22 protein-coding genes and 2 pseudogenes are annotated in these 25825 nt (G+C 68.2%); 17 read left to right on the top strand and 7 right to left on the bottom strand.

The genetic code is table 11. The annotated features are described in order from the left end of the window. Positions 1-88: 88 nt before the first annotated feature. The gene (locus tag OH768_RS47545) at positions 89-1501 is read right to left on the bottom strand and encodes a hypothetical protein (RefSeq protein ID WP_406463262.1); all 1413 of its coding nucleotides are present in this window, start codon (positions 1499-1501) and stop codon (positions 89-91) included. A 641-nt stretch (positions 1502-2142) separates the two neighbouring features. On the opposite strand from OH768_RS47545, the gene kdpB reads away from it, so the two are divergent. From kdpB to OH768_RS47530, 3 genes are all read left to right on the top strand, one after another. Further along, positions 2143-4296, top strand: coding sequence for a potassium-transporting ATPase subunit KdpB (kdpB, locus tag OH768_RS47540; RefSeq protein ID WP_406463261.1), 2154 nt, complete (start codon positions 2143-2145; stop codon positions 4294-4296). Between the two features lie 342 nt (positions 4297-4638). Next, positions 4639-5451: an SDR family NAD(P)-dependent oxidoreductase gene (locus tag OH768_RS47535; protein WP_406463260.1), complete on the top strand. Its 813-nt coding sequence runs from the start codon at positions 4639-4641 to the stop codon at positions 5449-5451. Between the two features lie 204 nt (positions 5452-5655). Next, the gene (locus OH768_RS47530) at positions 5656-6168 is read left to right on the top strand and encodes a LuxR C-terminal-related transcriptional regulator (RefSeq protein WP_406463258.1); all 513 of its coding nucleotides are present in this window, start codon (positions 5656-5658) and stop codon (positions 6166-6168) included. Between the two features lie 69 nt (positions 6169-6237). Here OH768_RS47530 and OH768_RS47525 read toward each other — a convergent pair whose 3' ends face one another. The 3 genes from OH768_RS47525 to OH768_RS47515 all read right to left on the bottom strand — a co-directional run bounded on the left by OH768_RS47525 (position 6238) and on the right by OH768_RS47515 (position 7537). After that, on the bottom strand, positions 6238-6627 hold the full coding sequence (locus tag OH768_RS47525) for a hypothetical protein (RefSeq protein ID WP_406463257.1): 390 nt from the start codon (positions 6625-6627) through the stop codon (positions 6238-6240). Positions 6628-6653: 26 nt separating this feature from the next. Next, on the bottom strand, positions 6654-7130 hold the full coding sequence (locus tag OH768_RS47520; protein WP_406463255.1) for a hypothetical protein: 477 nt from the start codon (positions 7128-7130) through the stop codon (positions 6654-6656). 152 nt (positions 7131-7282) lie between these two features. Then, positions 7283-7537 carry a hypothetical protein gene (locus OH768_RS47515; protein WP_406463253.1) on the bottom strand — a complete coding sequence of 85 codons (255 nt, stop codon included), beginning with the start codon at positions 7535-7537 and terminating at the stop codon, positions 7283-7285. Between the two features lie 261 nt (positions 7538-7798). On the opposite strand from OH768_RS47515, the gene OH768_RS47510 reads away from it, so the two are divergent. Next, positions 7799-9751 carry an amino acid transporter gene (locus tag OH768_RS47510; protein ID WP_406463252.1) on the top strand — a complete coding sequence of 651 codons (1953 nt, stop codon included), beginning with the start codon at positions 7799-7801 and terminating at the stop codon, positions 9749-9751. A gap of 102 nt (positions 9752-9853) precedes the next feature. Beyond that, the gene (locus OH768_RS47505; RefSeq protein WP_406463250.1) at positions 9854-10372 is read left to right on the top strand and encodes a hypothetical protein; all 519 of its coding nucleotides are present in this window, start codon (positions 9854-9856) and stop codon (positions 10370-10372) included. Positions 10373-10435: 63 nt separating this feature from the next. Here OH768_RS47505 and OH768_RS47500 read toward each other — a convergent pair whose 3' ends face one another. After that, a complete protein-coding gene (locus tag OH768_RS47500; RefSeq protein ID WP_406463249.1) occupies positions 10436-11167 on the bottom strand; it encodes a MerR family transcriptional regulator in 732 nt (243 codons plus the stop codon). A gap of 54 nt (positions 11168-11221) precedes the next feature. Here OH768_RS47500 and OH768_RS47495 point away from each other — a divergent pair, with 54 nt between their 5' ends. From OH768_RS47495 to OH768_RS47450, 10 genes and pseudogenes are all read left to right on the top strand, one after another. After that, a complete protein-coding gene (locus OH768_RS47495; protein ID WP_406463247.1) occupies positions 11222-11509 on the top strand; it encodes a hypothetical protein in 288 nt (95 codons plus the stop codon). A gap of 133 nt (positions 11510-11642) precedes the next feature. Beyond that, positions 11643-12185, top strand: coding sequence for a DUF1707 domain-containing protein (locus OH768_RS47490; RefSeq protein ID WP_406463245.1), 543 nt, complete (start codon positions 11643-11645; stop codon positions 12183-12185). A 65-nt stretch (positions 12186-12250) separates the two neighbouring features. After that, the gene (locus OH768_RS47485; RefSeq protein ID WP_406463243.1) at positions 12251-12655 is read left to right on the top strand and encodes a DUF3592 domain-containing protein; all 405 of its coding nucleotides are present in this window, start codon (positions 12251-12253) and stop codon (positions 12653-12655) included. 560 nt (positions 12656-13215) lie between these two features. Further along, positions 13216-14601, top strand: coding sequence for a hypothetical protein (locus OH768_RS47480; protein ID WP_406463241.1), 1386 nt, complete (start codon positions 13216-13218; stop codon positions 14599-14601). Between the two features lie 129 nt (positions 14602-14730). Continuing rightward, positions 14731-17247 (top strand): tetratricopeptide repeat protein, encoded by a 2517-nt coding sequence (locus OH768_RS47475; RefSeq protein ID WP_406463240.1) that lies wholly within the window; start codon positions 14731-14733, stop codon positions 17245-17247. Positions 17248-17253: 6 nt separating this feature from the next. Further along, positions 17254-18246, top strand: a pseudogene (locus OH768_RS47470) (PP2C family protein-serine/threonine phosphatase); the annotation flags it as partial. Positions 18247-18268: 22 nt separating this feature from the next. Continuing rightward, on the top strand, positions 18269-19624 hold the full coding sequence (locus tag OH768_RS47465; RefSeq protein WP_406463238.1) for a VWA domain-containing protein: 1356 nt from the start codon (positions 18269-18271) through the stop codon (positions 19622-19624). Between the two features lie 106 nt (positions 19625-19730). Further along, a complete protein-coding gene (locus OH768_RS47460; protein ID WP_406463237.1) occupies positions 19731-20318 on the top strand; it encodes an FHA domain-containing protein in 588 nt (195 codons plus the stop codon). 28 nt (positions 20319-20346) lie between these two features. Then, complete coding sequence (locus tag OH768_RS47455; protein WP_406463236.1) at positions 20347-20517, top strand: hypothetical protein; 171 nt, start codon at positions 20347-20349, stop codon at positions 20515-20517. Continuing rightward, positions 20514-21146 (top strand): alpha/beta fold hydrolase, encoded by a 633-nt coding sequence (locus OH768_RS47450; protein ID WP_406463234.1) that lies wholly within the window; start codon positions 20514-20516, stop codon positions 21144-21146. The genes OH768_RS47455 and OH768_RS47450 overlap by 4 nt, the downstream gene beginning before the upstream one ends. A gap of 79 nt (positions 21147-21225) precedes the next feature. On the opposite strand, the gene OH768_RS47445 is transcribed toward OH768_RS47450, so the two are convergent. After that, positions 21226-22368: a serine hydrolase domain-containing protein gene (locus tag OH768_RS47445; RefSeq protein WP_406463232.1), complete on the bottom strand. Its 1143-nt coding sequence runs from the start codon at positions 22366-22368 to the stop codon at positions 21226-21228. Between the two features lie 141 nt (positions 22369-22509). On the opposite strand from OH768_RS47445, the pseudogene OH768_RS47440 reads away from it, so the two are divergent. Together OH768_RS47440 and OH768_RS47435 are read left to right on the top strand one after the other, a co-directional pair. Further along, positions 22510-23280 (top strand): annotated as a pseudogene (locus tag OH768_RS47440) (IS5 family transposase). A gap of 481 nt (positions 23281-23761) precedes the next feature. Beyond that, complete coding sequence (locus OH768_RS47435) at positions 23762-24406, top strand: FMN-binding negative transcriptional regulator (RefSeq protein ID WP_406463230.1); 645 nt, start codon at positions 23762-23764, stop codon at positions 24404-24406. A 119-nt stretch (positions 24407-24525) separates the two neighbouring features. On the opposite strand, the gene OH768_RS47430 is transcribed toward OH768_RS47435, so the two are convergent. Next, entirely contained in the window at positions 24526-25209 is a 684-nt protein-coding gene (locus OH768_RS47430) for an LmbU family transcriptional regulator (RefSeq protein WP_406463229.1), read from the bottom strand. Positions 25210-25825 lie beyond the last annotated feature (616 nt).

Below are 25825 nucleotides of genomic sequence, written 5' to 3'. Positions count from 1 at the left end.
CCACGTCGTGGCTGGTCGCGCAGTTCCCCGCGCCCCTAAAAGGGCACTTCCAGCGCCCTTCTCGGGCAGGATCCGCCGGACCGCTCCCCTAGCGGAACTCGGCCAGCCTGGGCCGTAGCCCGAGGGCCGTGAGAGCCATCGCTGCGAACAACAGCCCTCCCGCCCAGGGAAGCAAGCCGGTCACCGCCGAGCGGCCTTCGTCGGTCGAGGCCGTGAAGTGGGCGCGGTTGATGTCGGTCACCTTGTCGAGCGCGGCCATCCACGCCCCGAAGTGCGCGTTGGAGGTGCCCGGTTCCCAACCCATGCAGAACTCGACCGCCTGGTCCTCCTTGCCCGCGGCCAGCAACGCGCGAATCTTCCGGTCGTCGCGCTGGTAGACGGCGTAGGTCTCCACGGTCTTCTCGGCCGCCGTCCGCTCCCCCGCGAAGGTGATGTTGTCCAGCTCGCGCCGGAACTCGCCGGTGAAGCCCAGGTCGTGATGGTCGGACGCGTACGCCTGCCAGCTGGTGGCGAGTTCCGCGTCGTACGTCGCGAGGGTCGCGCCCTTGATGCCGTACAGCTCCTGCGACTTGGTGAGGAAGGAGGCGGCGTACTGGTCTCGGCGCCCTGGGTCCAGGAGATACCGGCTCTCGTCGGCGTTGCCGTCGTAGGCGATGGCCTGTGCGCGGGACAGCGCGACGACGGAGTCGAAGGCGTCGCGCCGGGCTCCGCGCAGGTCATCGGCCGTGGCGGTGAGCAGTTGGGCGCCGAGGATCACGGCGAGCAGAGTGCAGACGGTGGCGGCCAGCACGCCTGGGTTGAGGTTGCGCCCAAAGCGGCGGGCGAGGAACCACTGCAGGGCGCCGAGCACGGCCAGCAGCAGCACACCGAGCGCGACGACGGCGATGAGCTGGGCGGACAGGGTGGATCGGGCGGAGCTGTACTCCGCGTCGAACGCCTTGTCGTTGGAGGACACCAACGTCCGTGCTGCCGGGACGAGTTGCTGCTGCAGGAGGTCGGTGGCCTTGCGGTAGTCGACGAGCGCGGCTGCTTTGCCGCCGCGGTGACCGTCGTTCTCCAGGGTCCGGCCGATCAGCTCCTGGTACTCGGCGAAGCCGTCGGTGAGGGACTCAACCGTCTTCTCGTCGCTCCGATCGCCCTGGGCCGCGACCGCGAGAGTGCGCAGATCGTGCCCGATCTCGTCCCGGGCGTCACCGTAGAAGCCGACGGCCTTCTGGTACGGCGTCTGCAGGCGTCCTTTGCCCGCGTCGCCGTTGGACAGCAGGATGTTGGCGGCCTGCGCGTCCATGTCGTTGAGGGCGAGGTCGAGGTCGGCGGCGCTGGTGGTCCGGGGCGCGTCGCGGTCGGCCACGCTGTTCCAGGTGCCCATGGCCGCGAGTCCGGCGAGCGTCAGCAGCAGTGCCAGAGCGGCGGCGAGCAGGACCGTGGCCGCGCGCAGGAGGCGCAGCCGCGCGGGCACGGTGGCCCAGTAGCGGCGGCGCAGAGCGGCCCACGCGGCCACGATCTGCTGCCCCTGGTGCTGCCCCGGACCGCCCGTCCGCGACGCCTCGTGTCGCTGCGGTCCGGGGCTGCCCCCTGGCGGGGTGACCGCTGGCTGCGATGACTGCGCACCGGCCTCCGGCTGAGGTCTGTGCGATGTACCGGCCGTGATGGTCACGGTCCCTCCCCCGCCATGCCGAGGACGGTGACCCCGCCCCCCGTTGCCGCTCAGTCTGCGAGCGGATCAGGCCACGGACGGACTGCGTTGACGCCCTCCTGACGGCTTGTCGGCATTGTTTGACGGGGCCTTGACGGCGCTCGCGCCAGACCCGTATGAAAGCCGCAAATTCCTTGCTGAGCAGGGTTGTTCGACCACTGGTCGCGGATAGATTCCTGTGGTCCGCCGCCGGAGCCGGGGCGTCAACGGCCTCGCCTCACCCGCTCCGGAGTCCCCACTCCGAACCGGCTCGCGGCGGCCTGGTGTGTGCCACCGAACGGCAGGCACCGGCGTGTGGCGTCCCGTCGCCTTCCCGCGCCGACGTCCGCGTACCGCCGTGCGGTGCCGGGGCCCCGGCACCGCACGGCCCCGCGGTCGCTCTCCCGCCCACCGACCAGTCCGCCGGCATGCCCTGACGCGCGCCGGCGCCGAGCCACGAAGGTGTCATGTATCCCGCTGCGCCCGAGCAGGCCCCGCCGTCCCGCCCCCAGCGCGCCTCGGGGCCCGGACCGGGAGAAGGAACGGGACGCCGCGCCCGGAGCGGGCTCTTCGAACCCGCCCAGCTCGTCCGCTCCTTCCCCGAGGCCCTCCGCAAACTGCACCCACGAATCCTGGTCAAGAACCCCGTGCTCTTCGTGGTGTCCGTGGGAGCCGCGCTCACCACCCTGTCCGCGCTGCTCCACCCGGCCGTCTTCACCTGGGTGATCAGCACCTGGCTGTGGCTGACCGTCGTATTCGCCAACCTCGCCGAAGCCGTCGCCGAGGGCCGCGGCAAGGCGCAGGCCGAGTCGCTGCGCAGGGCGCGTACGGACACGGTGGCGCTGCGGCTGCTCGACTGGCGCTGGGGCACCAACCTGCTCAGCGCCCGCATCGAGGCCGTCGCCGCCACCGAACTGAAGCCGCTGGACGTCGTGCTCGTCGAGGCGGGCGAGATGATCCCGGCGGACGGCGACGTGGTCGACGGTGTGGCCGCGGTCGACGAGTCGGCGGTCACCGGTGAGTCGGCGCCCGTGATCCGGGAGGCGGGCGGCGACCGCAGCGGTGTCACGGGCGGTACGACGGTCCTGTCCGACCGCATCGTGGTGCGGGTCAGCGCCCGCCCCGGCCACAGCTTCCTGGACCGGATGATCGCCCTGGTCGAGGGCGCGAACCGGCAGAAGACCCCGAACGAGATCGCCCTCAACATCCTGCTGGCGTCGCTCACGATCATCTTCCTGCTGGTCGTGGTCACCCTCCAGCCGATGGCCGAGTACGCCGACGCCGCCCAGTCGACGACCGTCCTGGTCGCCCTGCTCGTCACGCTCATCCCGACGACGATCGGCGCGCTGCTGTCCGCGATCGGCATCGCGGGCATGGACCGGCTGGTGCAGCGCAACGTGGTCGCCATGTCGGGCCGGGCTGTCGAGGCGGCCGGTGACGTGAACACTCTGCTGCTCGACAAGACCGGCACCATCACCCTCGGCAACCGCGAGGCCGTCGCGTTCGTCCCGCTCCCCCGCATCGACGAGCGGCAGCTCGCGAACGCCGCACAGCTCTCCTCGCTGGCCGACGAGACACCCGAGGGCCGCTCGGTCGTCGTCCTGGCGAAGAACGCATACGGCCTACGAGCCCCCGCCGAGGGCGAGTTGAGCAACGCCCGCTGGGTCGCCTTCAGCGCACAGACCCGCATGAGCGGGGTCGACCTGTGCTGGGACAACGGAGCCGTGTGCGCCATCCGCAAGGGCGCCGCCCAACAGGTGATCGACTGGGTGCAGAGGTACGGCGGGCAAGTCCCGCCCGAGGCACGGTATTTCGCCGACTCGGTGGCCGCCTCGGGCGGCACACCCCTGCTGGTGGCCGTGCACGACTGGGACGGGCCGCGCGTCCTGGGCCTGATCCACCTCAAGGACGTCGTCAAGGACGGCATCCACGAACGCTTCGCCGAACTGCGCCGAATGGGCATCCGCACCGTCATGATCACCGGCGACAACCCGCTCACCGCCCGCGCCATCGCCCAAGAGGCAGGCGTGGACGACTACTTGGCCGAGGCGACTCCCGAAGACAAGCTCGCCCTGATCAAACGGGAGCAGGAAGGGGGCAAGCTGGTCGCGATGACCGGCGACGGCACCAACGACGCCCCCGCGCTCGCGCAGGCGGACGTCGGCGTGGCAATGAACACCGGCACGTCGGCCGCGAAGGAGGCCGGCAACATGGTCGACCTCGACTCGAACCCGACCAAGCTCATCGAGATCGTCGAGATCGGCAAGCAACTCCTCATCACCCGGGGCGCGTTGACCACGTTCTCCATCACCAACGACGTCGCGAAGTACTTCGCGATCATCCCGGCGATGTTCGCGGGCTCGTATCCGGGCCTGGAGTCGCTGAACGTCATGGGCCTGCACAGCCCGACCTCCGCGATCACCTCGGCGATCATCTTCAACGCCCTGATCATCGTCGGACTGATCCCGCTCGCGCTGCGCGGTGTGCGCTACACACCCTCGTCGGCGCACGACCTGCTGCGCCGCAACCTCCTCCTGTACGGCCTCGGCGGGCTGGTGCTGCCCTTCGTCGGCATCAAGCTGATCGACCTGCTGATCTCGGGGGTGCCGGGCCTTGGCTGAACCGCGCTCTCTGCCGCTCGGCCCCAGCCGTCAAAAACACGTATGCGCACGTCAGAAGCTCGTCAGAGAACTGCGGCCAGGCTTGCCCGCGGCCTGCGGTACGGCTTCCATGGATGACGTGAACAGCGCCTGGCTCCTCTTCGACCGGCCGCCGAGTCCCGCTCGGCCGTCCAGTCCTGCGCCGCGCTGTGCGGAAATGCCCGCGTCCGTGTCCCACTGACGCGTTCCGCATCCCTCCGGGGCGCCGTGACTCCTGTCCGGCGCCCCGCCCGTTTTCGTATCCGCACGCCAACCGCCCCTCGCCGGGGCCTCGTTCGCGTGCCATCAACCCTGGATTGGATCATGCCCGACTCCACTCATTCGTCCCGTACCGTGCTCGTCACCGGCGCCACCTCCGGCATCGGCTACGAGACCGCCCGCCAACTCGCCGAGCGCGGCGCCACCGTGCTGCTGCACGGCCGTACCGCCGAGGACGCCCGCGCCGCAACCGACGCGCTCATCGCCACGGCGGGCATCACGGGAGACCAACTCCGCCCGTACGCGGCCGACTTCGCCCGCCTCGACGAGGTGGAAACCCTCGCCCGCAAGGTCGTCACCGAGCATCCGCACCTGGACGTGCTCGTCAACAACGCCGGCATCGCCGCCCCCGAACGGCACACCGTCACCGCCGACGGCAACGAGATCGCCTTCCAGGTCAACTTCCTCGCCCACTACCTGCTCACCTGTCTGCTGGAGCCGGCGCTCACCAGCGACCCCGGCGGCCGCGTGGTCAACGTCTCCTCGGCCCTGCACCGCACGGGCTCCATCCACTGGTCCGACCCCAACCGCACCCGCCGCTACTCCCGGCTCGCCGCCTACGCCCAGTCCCAACTGGCCCTGACGGTCTTCGCGGCCGACCCGCGTGTCACCGCCGTCTCCGTGCACCCCGGCGTCTGCGACACGGCGATGCTGCCGCTGTACTCGCACGAGGGCATGTCGCCTGCCGAGGGTGCCGCGCACGTGATCCGGCTGTGCGACCCGGCCGTCGAGACCGTCAACGGCGCGTACTACGACCGCGACGCCCGCATCGAACCGGCCCTGGCCGCCACCGAGGACCGCACCGTCAAGCGCCTGAACAAGCTGGCGGACTTGCTCGTCGGCCGCAGCGCCGCCTGAACCGCCCTTACCCGAAGGAGAGTTGACGTCCGTGTCCAAGCGTGCCCGCAAGAAGAAGGCGCGTCGCAAGAAGAAGGCCAACCACGGAGGCAAGGCCGGCCAGCACTGACGGAACGCCGTCTGCCGAGGGGTGGGCGACGAGGAGCAGCGTTGCTCTCGGTCGTCCGCCCCGGCTAGTCCTTCGAGGGGCCGACGTTCGAGGTGATGGCGAAGGCGGCGAGCGACGCGGGCTTGTGGCTGCATGTGGGCTCGGTGAGCGGCAAGGATGAGCCGCCGAAAGCCGGTGTGCCTTTGTCAGTTGCTGGCGCTAAGTTGACCATGACCACCGCCGCACCGGGGCACGGGGCTCTGCTTGGACGGCGGTATCAGGAAGGACCTGCCATGACCAACAGGTCGACTTGCGCCTATCGCCGTACGGGGGCCGATCCGGTGCGGGGGATCTTCGAACTGGATCGTCTGACGGAGCGGGAGAAGGAAGTACTTCTTCTGCTGGGCACGGGCCTGGGCAACCGGCAACTGGCCCGCGAGCTGAGCATCGCGGAACGGACGGTGAAGGCCCACGTCGCGCGGATCGTGGACAAGCTGGGTCAGCAGACGCGGTTGCAGGCCGCGGTGCTCTCCGTACTCGTTCACCACGCGCTGTGCACCGACACGCACTGCGCATGCCGACATGCGGCGACGGCGGCCGAGGATCCACCACTGCCGTCCGCCGCGTGACCGACGGCCCTGCGAGGCTCAGCGGCCTTCCCCGGCGGGAGGGCCGCTGAGCCGCAGGTACTCGTCGGGTTATCCGGCGGCGGCTTCGAGCGGGAACGTGAAGTCGTGGGTCTCCTCACGTGTGCCGTCGAACAGGATGAGGTGCAGGGTGACCGAACGGGCATCCTCATACGGTCCGGGCTGCACCGAGAGGGAACCCTCGGTGGCGCTGCCATCGGGTGAGAGGCCGAAGGCTCCTCCCGAATCGAGGTATTCGTTGCCGACGTCGTCGAGCGCTTCCACGGCGAGAAAGACGTACGGCTCGTCGTTGCCGGCCTCGTTCTCCTCGTCGGATTCGCTCTGAGGAAGAGGGGGAGTAAGGCGGTAGTGCAGCTCCATGTGTTCGGTGGTGGTGGCGAAGCCCTCGATGGTCAGCTCGTGGCGTCCGCCCAGAACGGAAACGTTCTTCACCCGGCTCATCTCCCCTTCTTTCCCCACGTGCGGGATCAGGCCGAGGGTACCTTGCACGTGATCGTGCGGTAGGCGCCGGACCTCGGGTGGCTGATGCTCTTGATCAGCCAGTAGAAGCTGATCTCGTCGTTGGTCTTGATGGTGTAGTTGTGACCGCTGCCCTTGCGCTGGTAGGTCTTGATGCTCGAGTGGAAGTCGTAGCTGCTCGCGCGAGTGTGGGGGCCGTAGGGCGGGTTGATCTCATGGCCGGAGACGAAGGCTTGCGGCATCGAGACGTTGACCAGGGAGCCGAGGTTCCTCTTCGCCGCGGCGGTCAGCTTGAAGCTCCAGGTGAGCCGACCGTTGGGCATACGGGAGAACTTCACGTTGGAGACGGCGTGCTTGAACTCGCCCTTGCACTGAGGGACGGAGGCAGCCGGGGCGGCGACGCCGGTTCCGGCGAGGCTGCCGATGAGGACGGAGCTGAACAGAGCAAGCGTTGTGGTCCTGCGTATCGCGGTCCTGATGGTCACGCGGGGAGCCCCCTCTTCGCATGGGTTGTCGATGTTGACGCCATGGAGCGTAAGAGGGGACGTGACGGGGGCGGAATTGTCTCTTCGGGCAGTGTCCTTTGGTTCTACGGCAGTTGACCCTCGCGCAACGACGCCGCGCCAGGCGGTTCGGTTCAGAGCGGCGGCCCCGGCACCTTCACCACCGCCGATCGCAGCAGGCGTTCGCCCATGCGGTACCCATTTCGCAGGATGGCCGTGCAGATCGGGAACTCCGCGCCCGCCGACGCATGATGGGCCAGGGGCCCTGCCCGGACGCCCGGGTGCGACCAGGTGTCCGCTTCGCCCACGGCGTTCAGTCCGCGTTCCCTGGTGAGCGTGAAGAAGCCGTGGTTCATCCGTACCTCGGGCGCGGGGGTGCACAGTGTCACCTCGCAGACGGCCAAGGGTGGCGTATGCGTGCGGCCGGTATGAGGCAGGTAGCCGACCCCACAACGAAATAACGTTGGGTGTTCGGCCCCGACCTCCCAGTCCCGATGTTCCGTCGGCACGCACCAGCCTCTCTTAACGGAGTCCTAACGCTCGTGCAGCGGTCTCCCCGTGTGCTCAGGCGTCACTCTCTGCCTACGCTGGTGCCACCGTCCGCGTGATGGCCGGAACCCCACACCGACCCGCGCACCAGGAGCACACCGATGGTCGCCACCGAACGCCCACCGCGTCGTATGCGTGCGTGGATGCTGGAGGGCCTGGCCGACATGGGCAGGACCGGCGGCCACACCGGACCCCATGCCGAACCGGAGCCTCCGCACAAGGGCCGGCGCTGGTGGCGGGTGATGTGCCTGACTGGTGTCGACTACTTCTCCACCCTGGGCTACCAGCCCGGCATCGCGGCCCTCGCGGCCGGACTGCTCTCTCCGATCGCGACCATCGTGCTCGTCGTGGTCACGCTGGCCGGCGCCCTGCCCGTGTACCGCCGGGTCGCCGAGGAGAGCCCTCACGGCGAGGGCTCCATCGCCATGCTGGAACGGCTGCTGTCGTTCTGGAAGGGCAAGCTGTTCGTCCTCACCCTGCTCGGCTTCGCCGCGACCGACTTCCTGATCACCATCACCCTGTCGGCCGCCGACGCCTCAACACACCTGGTCGAGAACCCGCACCTGACCAGCACCCTGCACGACAAGCAGATGCTGATCACCCTCGTCCTCGTCGCCCTGCTCGGTGCGGTGTTCCTCAAGGGCTTCCTGGAGGCCATCGGCGTCGCGGTCGTCCTCGTGGCCGTCTACCTCGCGCTGAACGTCGTGGTTGTCATCGTCGGCCTGTGGCACGTCGGCGCCGCGGGCCATGTGGTCACCGACTGGTCGAGCGCATTGACAGCCGAGCACGGAAACGTGTTCGCGATGATCGGTGTGTCCCTGCTGGTCTTCCCCAAGCTGGCGCTCGGCCTGTCCGGCTTCGAGACCGGCGTCGCCGTCATGCCCCATGTGAAGGGCGACGACAGCGACACGGAGGAGAACCCCAAGGGGCGTATCCGCGACACCAAGAAGCTGCTCACCGCCGCCGCGCTCATCATGAGCGTCTTCCTGATCGCCACCAGCTTCATCACCACATGGCTGATCCCGGAGAAGGAGTTCAAGACCGGCGGCCAGGCCAACGGCCGCGCCCTGGCCTATCTGGCGCACCAGTATCTGGGCGGCGCCTTCGGCACGGTCTACGACGTCTCGACGATCGCCATCCTGTGGTTCGCCGGCGCCTCCGCGATGGCCGGCCTGCTCAACCTGATGCCGCGCTATCTGCCCCGCTACGGCATGGCCCCGCACTGGGCCCGCGCCGTCCGCCCGATGGTCATCGTCTTCACCCTGATCGGCTTCCTGGTCACCTGGATCTTCGACGCGAACGTGGACGCCCAGGGCGGCGCCTACGCCACCGGCGTCCTGGTGCTGATGTCCTCGGCGGCGATCGCGGTGACCATTGCCGCTCGCCGTGCCGCGCAGCAGGGCTTGACCATCGGCTTCGCCATCGTTTCGGCGGTCCTCCTCTACGTCACCGGGGCGAACGTCGTCGAGCGCCCCGACGGAGTCAAGATCGGCGCCTGCTTCATCGCCGGCATCATCCTGGTCTCCCTGCTGTCCAGACTGGCACGCGCCTTCGAACTCCGCGTCACCAGCGTGCAGTTGGACCCCATGGCGGAACGATTCATCCGGGACATCTCCAGCCGCAAGATCCGTTTCCTCGCCAACGAGCCCGACCGGCGCGACAAGGCCGAGTACCGGGACAAGATCGAACAGATCCGCAACGACAACGATCTGCCCGAGCAGGAGGACTTCGTCTTCGTCGAGGTGACGGTCCTCGACGCCTCCGAGTTCGAGTCGGGCCTCACTGTGCGCGGCGAGGTGTTGCACAACCGCTACCGGGTGCTGACCCTGGAGTCCTCCTCCATCCCCAACGCCCTGGCCGCGCTGCTCCTCCACGTCCGCGACACGACAGGCTGCATCCCGCACATCTACTTCGAGTGGACCGAGGGCGGGCCCTTCGCCAACTTCCTGCGGTTCTTCCTCTTCGGCCAGGGCGAGGTCGCCCCGGTCACCCGGGAGGTCCTGCGCGAGGCGGAACCGGACCGGGCCCGCCGACCGCGCGTCCACACCGGCTGAGCGGCCCTCGCCGTCAGGATCCCGTCAAGATTCGCCGGTACGCCGTCAGGAGCCCGTCAGTGCCGGCCCCTCAGGTGCACACACGCGCCTAGCGTCAGCGTCATGAGGCACAACAGACCGGTGGTCCAAGCCGGCGACCGCCACTGGCGTGGCAGCGCCCGGCTCGCGGTGACCTGTGCCCTGCTGTTCTGCGCCATGAGCCTGCTGGTCGACTGGGACGCGGGAAGTCTGACGCCGCTCCGCGCCGTGCTCTGGGTCACCATGTCGGCCGCTGTATGCGTCATCCTCCTGCCGCAGCGGGTGAGTGCGGGCCCCGGCTGGGTCGCGGTGCGCACCCCTTGGCGCCGGCACATGGTCCGCACGGACGCCCTGGCAGCCGTACGACAGTACGAGGGCGTCTCCTCCCACCTGGTCCTGCGGGACGTCCACGGCCACAGCCTGGAACTCGATCCCCGGGTCCTCGCCGCCAACCCCCTGCTCTGGCACGAACTGGACACGGGCGTCCGCCGCTCCCTGGAACGCGGAACGCTCCGCCACGGAGCGGACGTCCTCGACCGACTGGGCCGGCGCATCGACGACGAGACGGCACAGGCGGTCCTACGGGAGTCGGGACTTTCCTGACATCACGAGAGTGCACTGACTGATTTCCGCACGCAGCCCGGACCTGCCTCCGTACACGTCGAGTTACGCGTCCAGTTGTGCGCGGATGAGTGCGTCGAGTCGCTGCCACGCCGGGGACGAGGCGTTGACCGTGCCCTGGATGAGCGCCGGGATCTCGGAGGCTGTGTCCAACCGGGGCGGTTCGTCGGGTCCGTAGCGTGCCCGATGTGCCTCGGCGATCCGGTGGGCGAGGTCGTCGATGCGGGGATCGTCGGGGTCGAGGTCGTGCGCGTGATCGTAGGCGAGGAAAAGCTTCCGTAGCGCCGGGTCGGCGAGGCTCTCGGCCTGGTCGTGGAACAAGGTGATCGCGTGGTCCGGGTGGGTGGCGAACACGAGGATCCACAGATCGCGTTGCAGGTCCACCCAGCGAGGAGTGAATCCCCACCGGGCCAGGTCCGCCAGATGGGCACCGACCTCGGTGCGCAGCGGTGCCAGACGCCCGGCGGCCAGCCGGCGCAGGCGTCCCTGCGTTGCCCGCAGGCCATGGATACGGGCGGTGAGGTCGTCGTCGATCTCGCGCAGCGCCCGCTGGAACTCCTCGTCGGTCGCCGACCGCAGGTACCGGATACGCGCCAGGGGAACGCCGGCTTCGGCGAGGGTGCGGATCTTGATCAGGTCGACGGCGTGGTCCGCGCCGTACCGCCGGTAGCCCGAGGCATCACGGTCGGGTTCGGGAAGCAGTCCCTTGTCGTGGTAGACGCGGATGGTCTTGGTCGACACCCCTACGTACTTGGCCAACTGCCCGATCGTGATCACCCGGACATCGTCCCACTTGACCTTTCCCCTGGGGCAGGGTCGCAGCATGGGGGCATGGCGAACACGAACATCGACCGGGAGACCCTGCGCGAGCTGGCCGACGAGGGCAACGAGACCGCCCTGGACCGGCTGGCCGACCTCGTCGACGCGGCCGGCGACCTCGGGGAGCTGAGCGAGCTGTTGGATGAGGGGTCCATGCGCGCCGGGTTCCTGCTCACGCGACGTGCAGCCGCAGCCGGCGACCTGCGCGAGCTGCAACGGATTTCGGACGCCGGGTACGACGAGGCCGGGAGCGAGTTGGAACGGCTGCTGAAGGCACCGGCTGACGGCCAGCGGGACTGAGCATCCGACCGGCCGCCGCAGCCGCGCTTCAGGCCGCGGTCATGGTGTCGAGCGGTCGGCCTCCCCATCGGATGCACTGCCCACTGCGGGCCTCGGCGCGTTCGCAGCACCGGCACGGCACTAGAGTGAAACGGTGACGTCCCTGCCGGAATACCCGCCGCCACGGATCAGCGAAGACGACCGCGACACGGCCGTACAGCGCCTTCAGGAGGCGTACGCCGAAGGGCACATCTCCCACGAGGAGATGGACGAACTCCTCCACCAGGTGCTCGCTGTCGCGACGCGCGGCGAGCTCGTGTCAGCCATGGCCCCGCTCCCGGCGGAGAAGCCTGCCACCACGTCCACGATTGCCGCCGCCAGCGGGTGGATCCGGCGACGCGGCGCATGGCGGGTGCCGCGGATCCTCAAGGTCGAGTCCGCATACGGAAAGGTGAACCTGGACCTGTCCCGGGCGGTCTTCGAGCACCCTGTCGTCGACATCGAGCTGCAACTCCCGTACGGCAGAGCCAGGATCACGGTGCCCCGCGACGCGATCGTCGAGATCGAAGATCTGCGCACCGAGTGGAAGGACCCGAGATACAAGCCTCGGCGACCCTCACGTCCTGGCGGGCCGAGGATCCGGGTTTCCGGGGTCATGGGGTACGGACGGCTGAAGATCCGCCACGCCCGGCGCTGAGGCCCCGCGCACGACGGACACTCACCGTGCGAGGGCGGACCCCGCACAGCGGAGGGAGACCAGGGATGTCGCAGGGAGCCGTCATCACGACGGCCGGATTCACCGGCGTGAGTGGCACGGTGGCACTGCTGACGGGCCTCGTCGGTCTGCGCCGGATCCGTCGACTGCGCCGCGCGGGCGTCGATGTGTGGGCGCTGGTGAAACGCACCGGCGCGGTCGGTGGCGAGGACAACCCACGGCCGGTACTGCGGTACACGACTGGGGACGGGCGGGTCATGGAGGTCGGCTCACCCGTACCCGCGTCCAAGCGGCATCCTCTGCCCGAAGGCAGCCATGTGCTCGTCAGATACGACCCCGAAGATCCCCGCGAGTTGGTGTTGTACGGGCACGAGCGCACGGCATGGGAGTACTCGATGGCGGGCGTGGGCGCCGTCTTCATTCTCCTGGGCGCGGGCCTGCTCCTCGGATAGTCGGCGCACCACCGCGATGGGGCGCTTGAGGTCGTGGCCGTGAGGGCGCTGGGGCCTCGCCGAGCGGCGATCCACCACGAACTGACCCGCGGACACGAGCGGGCCGTGCGGCGGGCACCGGTGCCGCCTTCGTTCTCCCGGGAGGTACGTGCCCGCTGTTCGAACAGCCCCGCCCCCAACTCCCCCGTCCCACCCACCTCGTCAGCACCGCGTCAAGGTCCCGTTGATGCGGCGTCAAAGTCGCGACAAGACAGGGTTATCCCGCGTTCGAGACGCAAGAGTGGCCCCGCGGAAAGCGCGGCGCAGGCCGCTCCGCAGCGCGAAGGGGACTCAACGCAATGCCGGACACCAGCGCCGCCACGGAACAGCGCCCTGCGGCACCGCCCCAGGCGTCGGCTCCGACGGGGGCCAACTCCCCCCGGCCTTCCCGGGGAAGGCACCGCGAACCGCGTGTCTCCCCCAACAGCCGAATACGCCGGCCGCTCCGCGGAATACGTCGGCCGCGCCTCAGACCGCCGAAGCTGTGGCGCGGCCGTCTCCCGACAACCGTCCCCAAATGGTTGAGACTGCTGCGCGGTGCCACATTGAGCGCCTCGGCGCTGCTCGTCATCGCGCTCGTCGTGACCGGCCTGTTCGCGCGCTCCTCCTGGTCGGACATCCGCAACCACTCCGCACCCCAGATCACCAGCGCCACCGGCCTGTACTTCACGCTCAACGACATGGACGCCCAGCTGGCCAACCAGCTGATGTTCGGCACCAGTTCGGACCTCGCCGACGACCGCGGCACCGCCGCCCACATCTACAACCAGCGGCGCAACCAGGCCGGCGTCTACCTCCGTGACCTCTCGGTCTCGGCCCAGGGTGATCCGGTGGCGGAAGCGTCCGTCGCGCAGGCCATCGCCGACTTCGGCAGTTACGAGGAGGGCGCGTCCCACGCGCTGCTCCTCGGCAAGCAGAAGGGCTACGCCGCGGGGAAGACCGACCCGGGCACGCTGGCCGCCTACCGGTCCACCACCGACCTGATGCGTACCCGTCTCCTGCCGGAGGCCGACCAACTGGTCACGGCGAACAACATCGCCTTCAACACGACCTACGCCACCACCACGGACAAGATGTCCTCGGCCCGGATCGCCGTCCTCGCCGCCGGCCTGCTGCTGATCGTCGTACTCGTCGTCCTACAGCTCTTCCTCACCGTCCGGTTCCGGCGCTTGGTGAATCCGGCCCTGGCGGCTGCGGTCCTCATCGCCATCGGCGTCTCCATCACCGCGACCGTGCAGATCTCCGGCCAGCAGGAGTACCTGCACGGCGCTCGCCGTGACGCCTACGATTCCGTCGTCGCTCTCACCCGTGCCCGCGCCGTCGCCTACGACGCCAACGCCGACGAGTCCCGCTACCTGCTGGACCAGCCGCTCGCCGCCGAACATGAACAGCACTTCTTCGACAAGACCCAGCAGCTCATGCATCTGCCCGGCTCCACCATCCGCGACTGGGACGCCCGGGCCGGCGCCGCCATGAACGCTTACCGGGCCAATCAGGAAGACCTGCCCTTCACCGGCTTCTTCGGCGACGAGTTCCGCAACATCACGTTCAAGGGCGAGCGCGCGCAAGCGGAAGACGTCGTCGCCCGTTACCAGGTGTACCAAAAGGACGACCGCCGTATACGCGCCCTCGCCTCCTCCGGGGACGTGACCGGAGCGATCGCGTACTGCGTCAGCTACAAGCCGGGCGATTCCAACTGGGCCTTCGGACAGTTCGACACCGCACTGCAGAAACTGATCAAAATCAACACCGATGCCTACGAGAAGTCCGCCGCCGGAGGCGCCGGCAGTGCGCTGTCCGGACCGCTGGGCCTCTCGGGCGCCGTGGTCGTCATCGCCGGCCTCGCCGTCATCGGCCTACGCCGCCAGCTGGCCGAGTTCCCCCCGTTCGGGCGAGAGAGTGCCTGAGATCGGCTTGCGGGGTGATCTCCCTGCTGCGGACCCACTGGGACCACCCCGCCATCCAGAAGACCCGGGGACCCCGGGAGAGGCGGTGAACCTGCGCATGAACATCAGACGGGGAACAAGGTGGACACCATGACCAAGTGCCAACGCCCGGGCTGCACCGGAACCATCGAGGACGTCGGCGGCGGCGAACTGTACTGCGACATCTGCGGGCGCGCCCCAGTGCCCCAACGGGTGGGCGCCGGGCGTACCGGGGCATCATCCGCGAGCGGGGGCCTGAGCCGTAAGAGCTCCGCGAACTCCTCGCCCTCGCCCAGCGCCTCGCCCCGCTCCACACTCAGCCGACTGTCCCACGCCCTCACCGGCAGCATCGGCGGCGCCTCCGTGACCGTGCGCCGCTCCGGTTCCGGCGGCAGTGGACCGACCCGCGCCAGGCTCGGCGCCGGCCTGGTGGCCATACCGCCCATCCCGCGTCCCGACCCGGCCACTTCTGTTCTGGAGAACCCTCAGGTCCCCGAGCGGCACCGGTACTGCGGCAAGAGCGACTGCGGCCTGCCGGTCAGTCGCAGCCGTGGTGGCCACCCGGCGCACGCGGAGGGCTTCTGCGGCAAGTGCGGCCATCCGTACTCCTTCACGCCCAAGCTGCGGGCGGGCGATCTCGTCCACGGCCAGTACGAGGTCGTGGGCTGTCTGGCGTACGGCGGGCTCGGCTGGATCTATCTCGCCGTCGACCGCGCGGTCAGCGACCGCTGGGTGGTCCTGAAAGGTCTGCTCGACACCGGTGACGAGGACGCGCTGGCCGCCGCCCTCTCGGAGCGACGGTTCCTCGCCGAGATCGAGCACCCCAACATCGTCCGCATCTACAACTTCGTCGAGCATCTCGACGAGCGCACGGGCTCGCTCGACGGCTACATCGTCATGGAGTACGTCGGCGGCAAGTCCCTCAAGGAGATCGCCGACGAACGGCGCGACCCGGACGGCCGGCGTGAGCCGCTGCCGGTCGACCAGGCCATCGCGTACGCCGTCGAGGCCCTGGAAGCCCTCGGCCACCTCCACAAGCGCGGACTCCTGTACTGCGACTTCAAGATCGACAACGCCATCCAGCAGGAGGACCGGCTCGAACTCATCGACATGGGCGCGGTCCGGCACATGGACGACGAGGACTCCGCGATCTACGGCACGATCGGCTATCAGGCACCGGAAGTCGCCGAGTTCGGCCCGTCCGTCACCTCCGACCTCTACACAGTGGCCCGCGCCCTCGCCATCCTCACCTTCGACTTCCAGGGCTACACGACCGTCTTCGTCGACAGCCTCCCCGACCCCGACAAGATCCCCGTCTTCTCGCGGTACGAGTCCTTCCACCGGCTCCTCGTCCGGGCCACCGACCCCGACCCCGGCAAGCGCTTCGGTTCCGCCGAGGAAATGACGGACCAACTCCTCGGCGTCCTCCGCGAGATCGTGGCCTCACAGACCGGCAAGCCCCGCCCCGCCCTGTCCAGCGTCTTCGGGCAGGAACTGCGGGTCGTGGAGGACAAGTTGGTCGAACCGCTGGCCGGCAACACCTCCACCCTCGGCGCGCACACGCTCGCGGTACGGCGCGCTGCCCTACGTCGGTCGGCGAACGGGTCCCCCGGCGCCCTGCCAAGTCGCCCTGCGGGCAAGGCAACCACGTCCGGTTCCGGCCCGGCAGGCGAGGCCGGCACAGGAGCCCCGCTCACCGTCGCACGGCTCGACGCGCGGGCCGCCGCCCTCGCCCTACCGGTGCCGCTGGTGGACCCGACCGACCCCAACGCCAAGTTCCTGGCGGGCCTGGCAGCCGCGGTACCGGCGGAACTGATCACGGCCTTGCGGTCAGCGCCCGTCGACTCCGTCGAGATACGGCTGCGGGACCTCAGGGCACGGCTGGAGACGGACGACACCGACGCGGCAACGCGCATGCTGACAGCGCTGGCCGACGACGACCTCGACGACTGGCGCGTAGTGTGGCACCGGGGACTGACCGCGCTGGCGACCGGCGACCACGAGAGTGCCGCGCTGGCCTTCGACGCCGTGTACGACGCCTTCCCGGGCGAGTCCGCGCCCAAGCTGGCGCTGGGCATCTGCGCCGAGACGCTGGGCCGACTGGACAAGGCCGCCGACTATTACCGGCTGGTGTGGAACACCGACGAGCGCTACGTCAGCGCCGCGTTCGGCCTCGCCCGCGTGCTGCTCGCCTCGCACCAACGGGCCGGGGCCGTAGCGGCGTTGGAGTCGGTGCCGGAAGCCTCGATCCACTTCACCGCGGCCCGGGTCGCCGCGATACGTGCCCGGCTGCGCGAACGACCGCCGCAGGAACTGCCGTTGGAAGACCTACGGGCGTCAGCCGTCCAGGTGGAGGAGCTACGGCAGCTCGGTATCGACGCCAAACGGCGCGAACAGCTCGCCACCGAAGTACTGGGCAGCGCACTCGACTGGGTGCTCTCCGGCAGCCCCGGCGCCGGCCCGGAAGCCATCGGGGTCAGACTGCTGGACTGCGACCTGACCGAGCGTGGGCTGCGCTTCGGCATGGAGCGCTCCTACCGTGTGCTGGCCCGGCTCGCCCAGCAGGACAGCTCAGCGGTCGAACTGGTGGAGCGGGCCAACCGCTTCCGCCCCTGGACGTGGGTGTGACACATGCCGCAACCGACCGCCAGCCCCTGCTGCGCAGAACCCCTGGAGCCCGACGACAGGTTCTGCGGCGTGTGCGGCACGGAACTGACCTCCAACGGCACGCTCTCCAGGGGGAGTTCGGCGGCGAGCCGGCCCCCCGGGCCGACCTTCGAGGAACCGCGCCAACGCGACCACCACGAGCAGGAGTTGGAGGGCGTGGCTGCGGTCAGTGACCGGGGGCTGCGGCACCACCGCAACGAGGACGCCTTCGCGCTGTCGACGACAGCACTCCCCGACGGCATCCCCGCCGTCGTGGCCGTGGTGTGCGACGGGGTGTCGTCCGCGTACCGCCCGGACGACGCGTCGGCCACGGCCGCCGAGCGCGCCAACGGGTCACTGCTCGAAGCACTCCGGCGCGGCACCCGGTTCGAGGACGCGCTACGTGAGGCGCTGCTCAGCGCAGGCCAGGCCGTTACCGACCTCGCCTCCGAGGACCCCGGAGAGGACCAGTCCCCGCACGACAACGCCCCGGCCTGCACCTGTGTGAGCACCATCGTCTCCGGCAAGATCTTCGCCGTGGGCTGGATCGGCGACAGCCGCGCGTACTGGATCCCGGACGACCGCGACACCCCTGCCTCCCGCCTCACCGAGGACGACTCATGGGCAACCCTGATGGTCTCGGCGGGCCTGATGTCCCAGGAGGAGGCATACGCGGACAGCCGCGCGCATGCCATCACCGCCTGGCTTGGCGCGGACGCGGCCGAACTCGATCCGCACACCACATCCTTCGAGCCGGACGGACCAGGAGTAGTGGTGGTGTGCACCGACGGCTTGTGGAACTACGCCGAATCCGCCGAGGAGTTGGCCTCGGCGGTACCGGCGGACGCCGGCACGCACCCCCTGCGGTGCGCGCGAGTTCTGCTGCAAGTGGCGCTCGACAGGGGCGGCCGCGACAACGTGACGGTCGCGGTCCTCCCGGTCCCGGTGCCTGCCGGGCCGACCGAACACGACCCTGCGTAAAGCACGCTAAGGAGCGCAATCGATGGCTGTCTTCTCCAAGTCGAACGTGCCGCAGTTCGCCGTCGACATCTACCAGAACGAGTACCTTCCCGAGGGCGGCCGTGAAGTCAACGCGATCGTCACCGTGACCGCGACCGGCGGTGGCACCCTCGGCGGCCGGCGGCTGGGAGCCGGGAGCCCGGCCGGGATGTATGGGACGGCTCCGGACGCGGCCGTGGTCATCATGGTCGACTGCTCCGGCTCGATGGACAATCCGCCGACCAAGATGCGGAACGCCCGCGACGCGACCGCCGCCGCGATCGACACCATCCGCGACGGCGTGGCCTTCGCCGTGATCGCCGGCACCCACGCGGCCTACGAGGTCTACCCCGCCGACGGCGGGCTTGCCGTGGCCGATCCCGCCACCCGTCACCAGGCCAAGCAGGCCATGGGCAAGCTCGCCGCGGACGGCGGCACCGCGATCGGCAGTTGGCTGTGGCTCGCCGACGAGCTGCTCGCCACGGTCGACGTCCCGATACGGCACGGCATCCTGCTCACCGACGGCCGCAACGAGCACGAGGCACCCGGAGCGCTACGGGCCGTGCTCGACGCCTGCGCCGGACGCTTCACCTGTGACGCCCGGGGCGTCGGCACCGACTGGGAGGTCAAGGAACTCACCGATGTCGCCTCGGCGTTGCTGGGCTCCGTGGACATCGTCGCCGACCCCTCCGGCCTGGCCGAGGACTTCCGGCTGATGATGGAGAACGCGATGGGCAAGGGCGTCGCCGATGTGGCGCTGCGCGTCTGGACCCCGCAGGGCTCCGAAGTGAAGTGGGTCAAGCAGGTCGCCCCCACGCTCGAGGACCTGACGCTCCGCCGCGCCGACACCGGCCCCCGCGCGGGTGACTATCCCACCGGCTCCTGGGGCGACGAGTCCCGTGACTACCACGTCTGCATCAGGGTTCCCCGCTCGGAGGTCGGCGAGGAGATGCTGGCCGCCCGGATCTCCCTCGTGGTCCCCCAGCCCGAAGGCACGGCGCAGGCGGTCGCCCAGGGCCTCGTACGTGCCTGCTGGACCGACGACATGGCCGCCTCCACCCGCATCAACCCCCAAGTCGCCCACTACACCGGGCAGGCCGAACTCGCCCAGGTCATCCAGGAGGGCCTGGAAGCCCGTAAACAGGGCGACTTCGACGCGGCGACCGCCAAGCTGGGCCGCGCCGTCCAGCTCGCGGGCGCCTCCGGCAACGACGAGACCTCGAAGCTGCTGGCCAAGGTGGTGGATGTCGTCGACGTCGCGAGCGGCACCGTCCGGCTCAAGGCCCGGGTGGCCGACGCGGACGAGATGACACTGGAGACGCGCTCGACGAAAACCGTACGGGTCAAGAACAAGAAATAGCTCACGCCGCACGTAGAGGGGCGAAGAGAGAAAGAGCGCCATGTCGAACTGCCCGAACGGTCACCGGTCCGAAACCAACGACTGGTGCGAGGTGTGCGGCCACCGCATGTCCGCCGCACCGGCCCCGTCCGCAGCCGAACTCTGCCCCAACTGCGGTACGCCCCGCGAGGATCTCGCCCAGTTCTGCGAGGGATGCCGCTACAACTTCTTCACGCGCGCCGGCGCCGTCACCGTCCCACAGCCATCTCCCTCGCAGCCCTCCCCTCGCGCGGAAGTTCCCACCGGCTCGCCGACCTGGACCGCCACCGTCCGCGTCGACCACGACTACTTCGCCAGGGTGATGGCCCACAGCGAGCCCGAGGACCAGGGACTGCACGTCCCCACCTACTCCCCCGACCTCCACATCCCCCTCACCCGCACCGTGATCACCATCGGCCGACGCCATCAGTCCACAGGCGAGACCCCGTTCATCGACCTCGACAGCGGCCCCAAGGACCCGGGCGTCTCCCACGAACACGCCCTCCTCGTCCAGCAACCCGGCTCCACCTGGTCCCTCATAGACAACGGCTCCACCAACGGCACCACGGTGAACGGCGCCGAGGACCCCATCGCCCCCTACGTGCCGGTGCCGTTGAAGGACGGCGACCACATACACGTCGGACTCTGGACGACGATCACCATCCGCCAGGACTGAAGAGGACTCTCTCGACCAGTACGACTCCATGATCAAGGAGAAGACCCTCGCCGACCCCAGCCGGCGCGATCCGCGCTGGCTGCAGATCCTGCCCTCCTCGGAGCTGGCCCCCTTCAAGCGGCACTGGCCAGTGCTGCCCAGCTTCTTCCACGGCGGTTTGGACTACGGCGAGTTGACCCCTGCCGGTGGTGGCCGATGACCGGCCCGGCCGCCCGCCGAATCGTCGTCGACGGCGCGGACGGCGTGGAGTTGGCCGCCTACCAATGGGGAGCGTCCACGGCTCCTGCGGTGGTGCTGGTCCACGGCTATCCGGACACCAGCGCCGTGTGGCACCCGGTCGCCGAACGCCTGGCCGACCGCTTCCACGTCACCGCCTTCGACGTGCGGGGAGCCGGTGCCTCCCACCGGCCCAGGGGTCTGCGCGCCTACCGGATGTCCCGCCTGGAAGCCGACCTGGAGGCGGTGCTCGACGCCGTGAGCCCCGACCGCCCGGTGCACCTGGTCGGACACAACTGGGGATCGATCCATTCCTGGGACCGCGCCGACCAGCAGGACCCCGCCTGGCGCCGGCTCTACGCCGTGCGCTCCGGAGTCGAAGGCACAATCGCCGAGTTGGCCCTTGGCCACCGGGCGCGCCGCTGCCGTTACCACGGCCTTCCCAAGACTCACGTCCAGCACGTCCTGACCGCGATCGCCGTGAACATCGAACGCCTTACCGAACAGGATCCCCAGAACGCGACCCACCGCCCTCGCCGACCGAGAGCGTTTCAGCAATACCTTGTGTCGCATGGCTTCCCCCGCCCCTTGTGGTGGCGTCAAGGAAAGTGATCCCTCACCCAAGATCCCCGAGTCGCACAGTAAGAGCTCCTCAAGAACTGTCGCCTTGGGGTCCAGTCGCCAGCCCGGATCAAGAAGGCGAGGGACAGAACTCGGCGCTCACGATGGGCAGGATGGTCTCCGCCCCCCAGTTCGCGTTGTAGTCGAGCGTGAGTTGGTGACGGCCGTCCTCTGTAGTGGCGGCCAGTGTCAGCCACCCCACCATGCCCCCGTCGTGATACCAGAGAGTGGTGCCGCAGCTCAGCTGAAACCGTTCGATGCCGAGGCCATAGGACGCGCCCGGGAAATCAGGGTTGTCGATGGTCGTCTTCATCTCCTTCAACTGCCGCGGCGGCAGCAGCTTCCCTCGCATCAGGGCCGCGTAGAACCGGTTCAGATCCGCCGCACTGGAGATGATGTCGCCGCTGCCCCAGTTCTGTGATCCGTTCACCTCGGTGACATCGTCGATCCGATCCGGCTGCGAGGCGAAAAGCCTGGAATAACTGCGGCTAGCCGGCCGCGGCAGACGGACTTTGTTCCCGGGAAAAGAGGTCGCCCTGAGCCCCAGAGGTTCGAGGATACGGTCACGCACCTCGTCCTCATACGACCTGTCGGCGACCTTCTCGACGATCAGCGCCGCCAGGACATCGTTGGTCGTGGAGAACGAGTGCCTAGCACCAGGTGCGAACAACGGCACGTGGGACAGTGCCACCTTCACGCGTTGCTCCGGCGTCAGGGTGTCGAAGCGGTGCCGGAGGTAGCCTTCTCCCTCCAGGTACGTCTGTGCGTACGTCGGGTCGGCGAGGTAGTCGAACAGACCACTGGTGTGGTTGAGAAGCTGCCGCACGGTGATCTCGCTGCCGTAATTGCCAAAACCCGACAACAGGCCGGGCAGGTGACGTGCCACGGCATCATCAAGGTCGAGCCGCTTCTCCGCCTCCATCTGAAGCAGGACCGTCGCCACAAACGTATCGCTGATACTGCTGACGCGGAACCGGTCGTTGCTACCCCGCGGCACACCCGTCCTCAGGTCCCCCACACCCGACGCCGACTTCCAGTCTCCCTCGACGTCACGTGCTTCCGCGGTGACACCGGGGACGCCCGCCCTCACAGCCGCGTCCATCGCCCCCTGGGTCGCAGGATGCTCAACCGCCGTGAAGGCCGCGTTCCGCGACGCCTGCGCTGAACCCGTGAAAGCGGTGACCGTCAACATGAGTACCGCCAGACCGACCATGCCGGTCCTTGATCTCTTGCGTATGACCATTCCCCACTCCCCTGATTCGCCTCTATGAGCTCGTAGCACGATCTTGTTGATGTGTCCTGGTCGGGCCTGACCGATTCGGCCGTTCGGGATGGTGCGAGTACTCGGCCGTGGATCGTCGATGACGACTTGTGGGCACCGATCGAACCCCTACTGCCGCCCTGGCCGGAGCGGTCGCCGGGGCCGCGGCCGGTGGCGAACCAGCTCTGCCTGCAGGGCGTCCTGTATGTCCTCTATAACGACATGGCCTGGCAACTCCTGCCCCTGGAACTGGAATTCGGCTCCGGGCAGACCTGCTGGCGCAGGCTTGAGCGATGGCAGCAGGCCGATGTCTTCGACCAGTTGCTCCGCATCCTGCTCGCTGAACTGAACGCCGCCGGCGAGCTCGACTGGTCGAGAGCGTGCGTGGATGGCTCCCACATCCGCGCGAAAAAGGGGGCCCGACACCGGTCCGTCGCTGGTCGACCGGCGGAAAACGGGCAGCAAACACCACCTGATCTGTGGTGGACGCGGCTCCTCACTCAAAGTCATCACCACCGCAGTCAACGTCAACGACATCACCCAGACCCTCGCCCTCGTCGACGGCATCCCCGGCAGACCATGCCGTCGCCCCGACGGCCTGCTCGGCGACAAGGGCTATGACTCCAAGGCCAACCGCCGCCAACTGGGCAAGCGCCGGATCCTGCCGTCATTCCCCGCAGAGGAGCACCGAACCTGCAGGGCCTGGGCAAACTCCGCTACGTCGTGGAGCAGAGCTTCGCCCTGCTCCACCACATCGAACGCCTCGCCCTCCGCTGGGAACGCCGCACCGAATTGCACGACGCATTCGTATCCCTCGCCTGCGCACTCATCGGCTGGAGATGCCTGAAGAAACACCGATCATGATCGTGTTACGAGCCCTACCCACCGGATCTCCATCTGGCCGAGGCCATCTTGGTCAATGCTACGGCGCAGGCGACTGTCCAGCACCGCCCCATCACATCGACGGATGCCTCACCGAAAACCATCACTCACACCAAGGACAACCCGAGTCCAAGGTCAGTAACCGCTTGCCTTGAATTCCCTGAGGGCGGACCTGAGCCTCCAACGAATGTACTGGCTGCCGCGTGGAAACCAGCCGAAAATTTGAATCAATGCACTCGGCATCCATCTTTCGGATTCTGATGCATTTTTCGCAGGTGTCGGCCTTCCCTTTCATTGCTTCAACGACGACCGTAGGCCATGCTGGAGAGCCCGGTTGTCCTGCCGACAGGACAGTAATACGGTTTCGTCGAATAGCCGAACCTTCACCGCGTCATTGCAGCGTCTCGCGGACTCAACGTCGCAAAGTTCCTGTTCCCGTCACACCACGAAGGGTGAGTGCCGCATGTTCGTCCCCAACCACTACCGGGAACCGGACGTTTCATGGATGGTCGACCTGATGCGCGGAAACCCTCTGGCGCTGATGGCCAGCAACGGAACTCCCGGCGAAGGACCAATCGCCACCCATCTTCCGGTCATCACCGACCCTCGATGGGAGGGACTACCCGCCGCGGACTTGTCCGGGATGCCTTTGCTGGGTCACATGAACCGGGCCAATCCGCACTGGGCGGCACTGGACACCGGGTCGATGGTCCTGCTGACATTCACCGGACCGCACGCTTACGTCTCCCCCACTGTTTACGGAATAACTCCGGCTGCCCCTACCTGGAATTTCACCTCGGTACACGTGCACGGAGAGGTAGAAAAGGTCGAGTCGACGGAGGAGACGCTGGGCGTCGTACAGGCGACGGTACGAGCGTTCGAGAAGGAATTCGGCGACAGCTGGGACATGAGTGAATCCATCGACTATTTCCGGAAGATAGTGCCGGGTGTGGGAGCCTTCCGTGTCCGGGTGACCAAGGCCGAGGGAATGTTCAAACTCAGCCAGGAACAGCGCCCCGAGGTTCGCGAGAGGGTGGTGCAGTCGTTCGCCGAGCGCGGATGTACCCGGCACGCACAGACGGCGGATCTCATGGACCGCCTGTCGTAACAGTCTTTTCCATGACGCGGGGTCCGCACCCCTTGCTGTGCGAACCCCGCAACGTTCACCGCGCCGGACGGTCACGTCCGCCGGCCTCCGACGTGACCGTCGTACAGGCCGGTGGTGGGTCAATCGAGAGGCAGATGCTGGTCGGCCTCCATCAACACCTGACTGGCGGCGGCGTCGAGCGTGGCCGTCACCCACTCTTCCAGCTCGGTGCCGGAATGGGCCGCCGCCTTGTGCCACCACTGGAGCCTGCTGTCGGGCACGGCGAGCCGACGTGTCGCCGCCACGGCGTTCGTCTGCTCCGCACTACCCTCGCGTTCGGCCCGGATGGCGTTGCGCAGTTGCTTGGTGTTCCACTTCATCCTCTCGGCACGATCGAGCCAGGTCTCCTGCTCATCAACGGGCAACGAAGCCAGTTCGGCGTGGTGCTGGAAGCTGAGCGCGGACCGCCGCCGGTGTAGTTCGAACCGCCGGGAAACCCAGGCATAGTTGCGCAACGTCTGATATTGAAGGCCAGCCGCACGGATGCCGCGTTCATAGCGGTCGGCGTATTGGTCCTTACCGTAGATGAGCCAGTCCCCGAGCCACCAGGACGACGAGTTGAGCAGCCCGGAGAGCTGACGCCCGGCGCGTTCCCACTCCTCGAAGGCGAGCCCTTCGGGTATATGCAGCCCCACCTTCGTTGTGAGTACCTGATCGCACCGTGATTCCACCCCGCCGGCCCTGCGGGTTTTCGGCACGCACTCTTCGGTATTGCCGAATTTGAGCGCCTTGGATTCTCTGTAGTCGTCGACCTGTTTCGTCATCACGCCTCCGTGGTAACGCGCGTATAAACCGGTCGGGTTCGCGGTGGCTCTCCATGGAATGCAGAAAGCGTTCACCCCCCTTCTTTGCACATACATGCCCAGCGCGGTGACCACCGCCCGCAGATACCTACGGACGACCTGCTTGAACCAGCCGTTGCACGGTTCCCTGCCAAGGTCGAGATGGCCAACCGCCGCGGCCCCGAGTAAATCCCGACAACGATGCCAACTTCAAGGATCTTGGCGCCATCGAACACTACTTTGCAGAGTTCGAACCTCTTAATGAAATCTTAGCGGCCAAGTTTGCCGAATGGCGTGATTTGAGTACGCAGGCAGAGCCTACAACACCTAGAGGAGGCAGCCGCAACCGATCACAACTCGCCCCGAGTCCACCCCCAATCCTCCTCATCAGGTGAGGCAGGTCTCACATTCTTGCAGGTCATAGCCTTGTGACCGCAGCGTCCGAGCCCTACGGCCGACAATCACTGACAGGCACCCTCCCAAGGAGTGACGAAGGCCGGCCCAGAAGGTATGAGCCGAATCCAGCCACTTCCTCGCCTCATCACTCCCCAGGACTACATGCCATTCAAGACGCCAGAACCAATCAGACAACTCCAGA

It is taken from the genome of Streptomyces sp. NBC_01622 (assembly GCF_045209635.1).
Taxonomy (GTDB): Bacteria; Actinomycetota; Actinomycetes; order Streptomycetales; family Streptomycetaceae; genus Streptomyces.
This window is presented reverse-complemented; position numbering and strand designations above follow the sequence as displayed.

Excerpts from the sequence above, each read along its gene's own strand:
- OH768_RS47485 (WP_406463243.1), top strand. The coding sequence starts at position 12,251 with ATGTCGCAGGGAGCCGTCATCACGACGGCCGGATTCACCGGCGTGAGT.
- OH768_RS47445 (WP_406463232.1), bottom strand. The coding sequence starts at position 22,368 with ATGGTCGGTCTGGCGGTACTCATGTTGACGGTCACCGCTTTCACGGGT.
- OH768_RS47475 (WP_406463240.1), top strand. The coding sequence starts at position 14,731 with ATGACCAAGTGCCAACGCCCGGGCTGCACCGGAACCATCGAGGACGTC.
- OH768_RS47465 (WP_406463238.1), top strand. The coding sequence starts at position 18,269 with ATGGCTGTCTTCTCCAAGTCGAACGTGCCGCAGTTCGCCGTCGACATC.
- OH768_RS47530 (WP_406463258.1), top strand. The coding sequence starts at position 5,656 with ATGGCGAAGGCGGCGAGCGACGCGGGCTTGTGGCTGCATGTGGGCTCG.
- OH768_RS47525 (WP_406463257.1), bottom strand. The coding sequence starts at position 6,627 with ATGAGCCGGGTGAAGAACGTTTCCGTTCTGGGCGGACGCCACGAGCTG.
- OH768_RS47430 (WP_406463229.1), bottom strand. The coding sequence starts at position 25,209 with ATGACGAAACAGGTCGACGACTACAGAGAATCCAAGGCGCTCAAATTC.
- kdpB (WP_406463261.1), top strand. The coding sequence starts at position 2,143 with ATGTATCCCGCTGCGCCCGAGCAGGCCCCGCCGTCCCGCCCCCAGCGC.
- OH768_RS47460 (WP_406463237.1), top strand. The coding sequence starts at position 19,731 with ATGTCCGCCGCACCGGCCCCGTCCGCAGCCGAACTCTGCCCCAACTGC.
- OH768_RS47510 (WP_406463252.1), top strand. The coding sequence starts at position 7,799 with ATGGTCGCCACCGAACGCCCACCGCGTCGTATGCGTGCGTGGATGCTG.
- OH768_RS47435 (WP_406463230.1), top strand. The coding sequence starts at position 23,762 with ATGTTCGTCCCCAACCACTACCGGGAACCGGACGTTTCATGGATGGTC.
- OH768_RS47505 (WP_406463250.1), top strand. The coding sequence starts at position 9,854 with ATGAGGCACAACAGACCGGTGGTCCAAGCCGGCGACCGCCACTGGCGT.
- OH768_RS47535 (WP_406463260.1), top strand. The coding sequence starts at position 4,639 with ATGCCCGACTCCACTCATTCGTCCCGTACCGTGCTCGTCACCGGCGCC.
- OH768_RS47450 (WP_406463234.1), top strand. The coding sequence starts at position 20,514 with ATGACCGGCCCGGCCGCCCGCCGAATCGTCGTCGACGGCGCGGACGGC.
- OH768_RS47495 (WP_406463247.1), top strand. The coding sequence starts at position 11,222 with ATGGCGAACACGAACATCGACCGGGAGACCCTGCGCGAGCTGGCCGAC.
- OH768_RS47455 (WP_406463236.1), top strand. The coding sequence starts at position 20,347 with ATGATCAAGGAGAAGACCCTCGCCGACCCCAGCCGGCGCGATCCGCGC.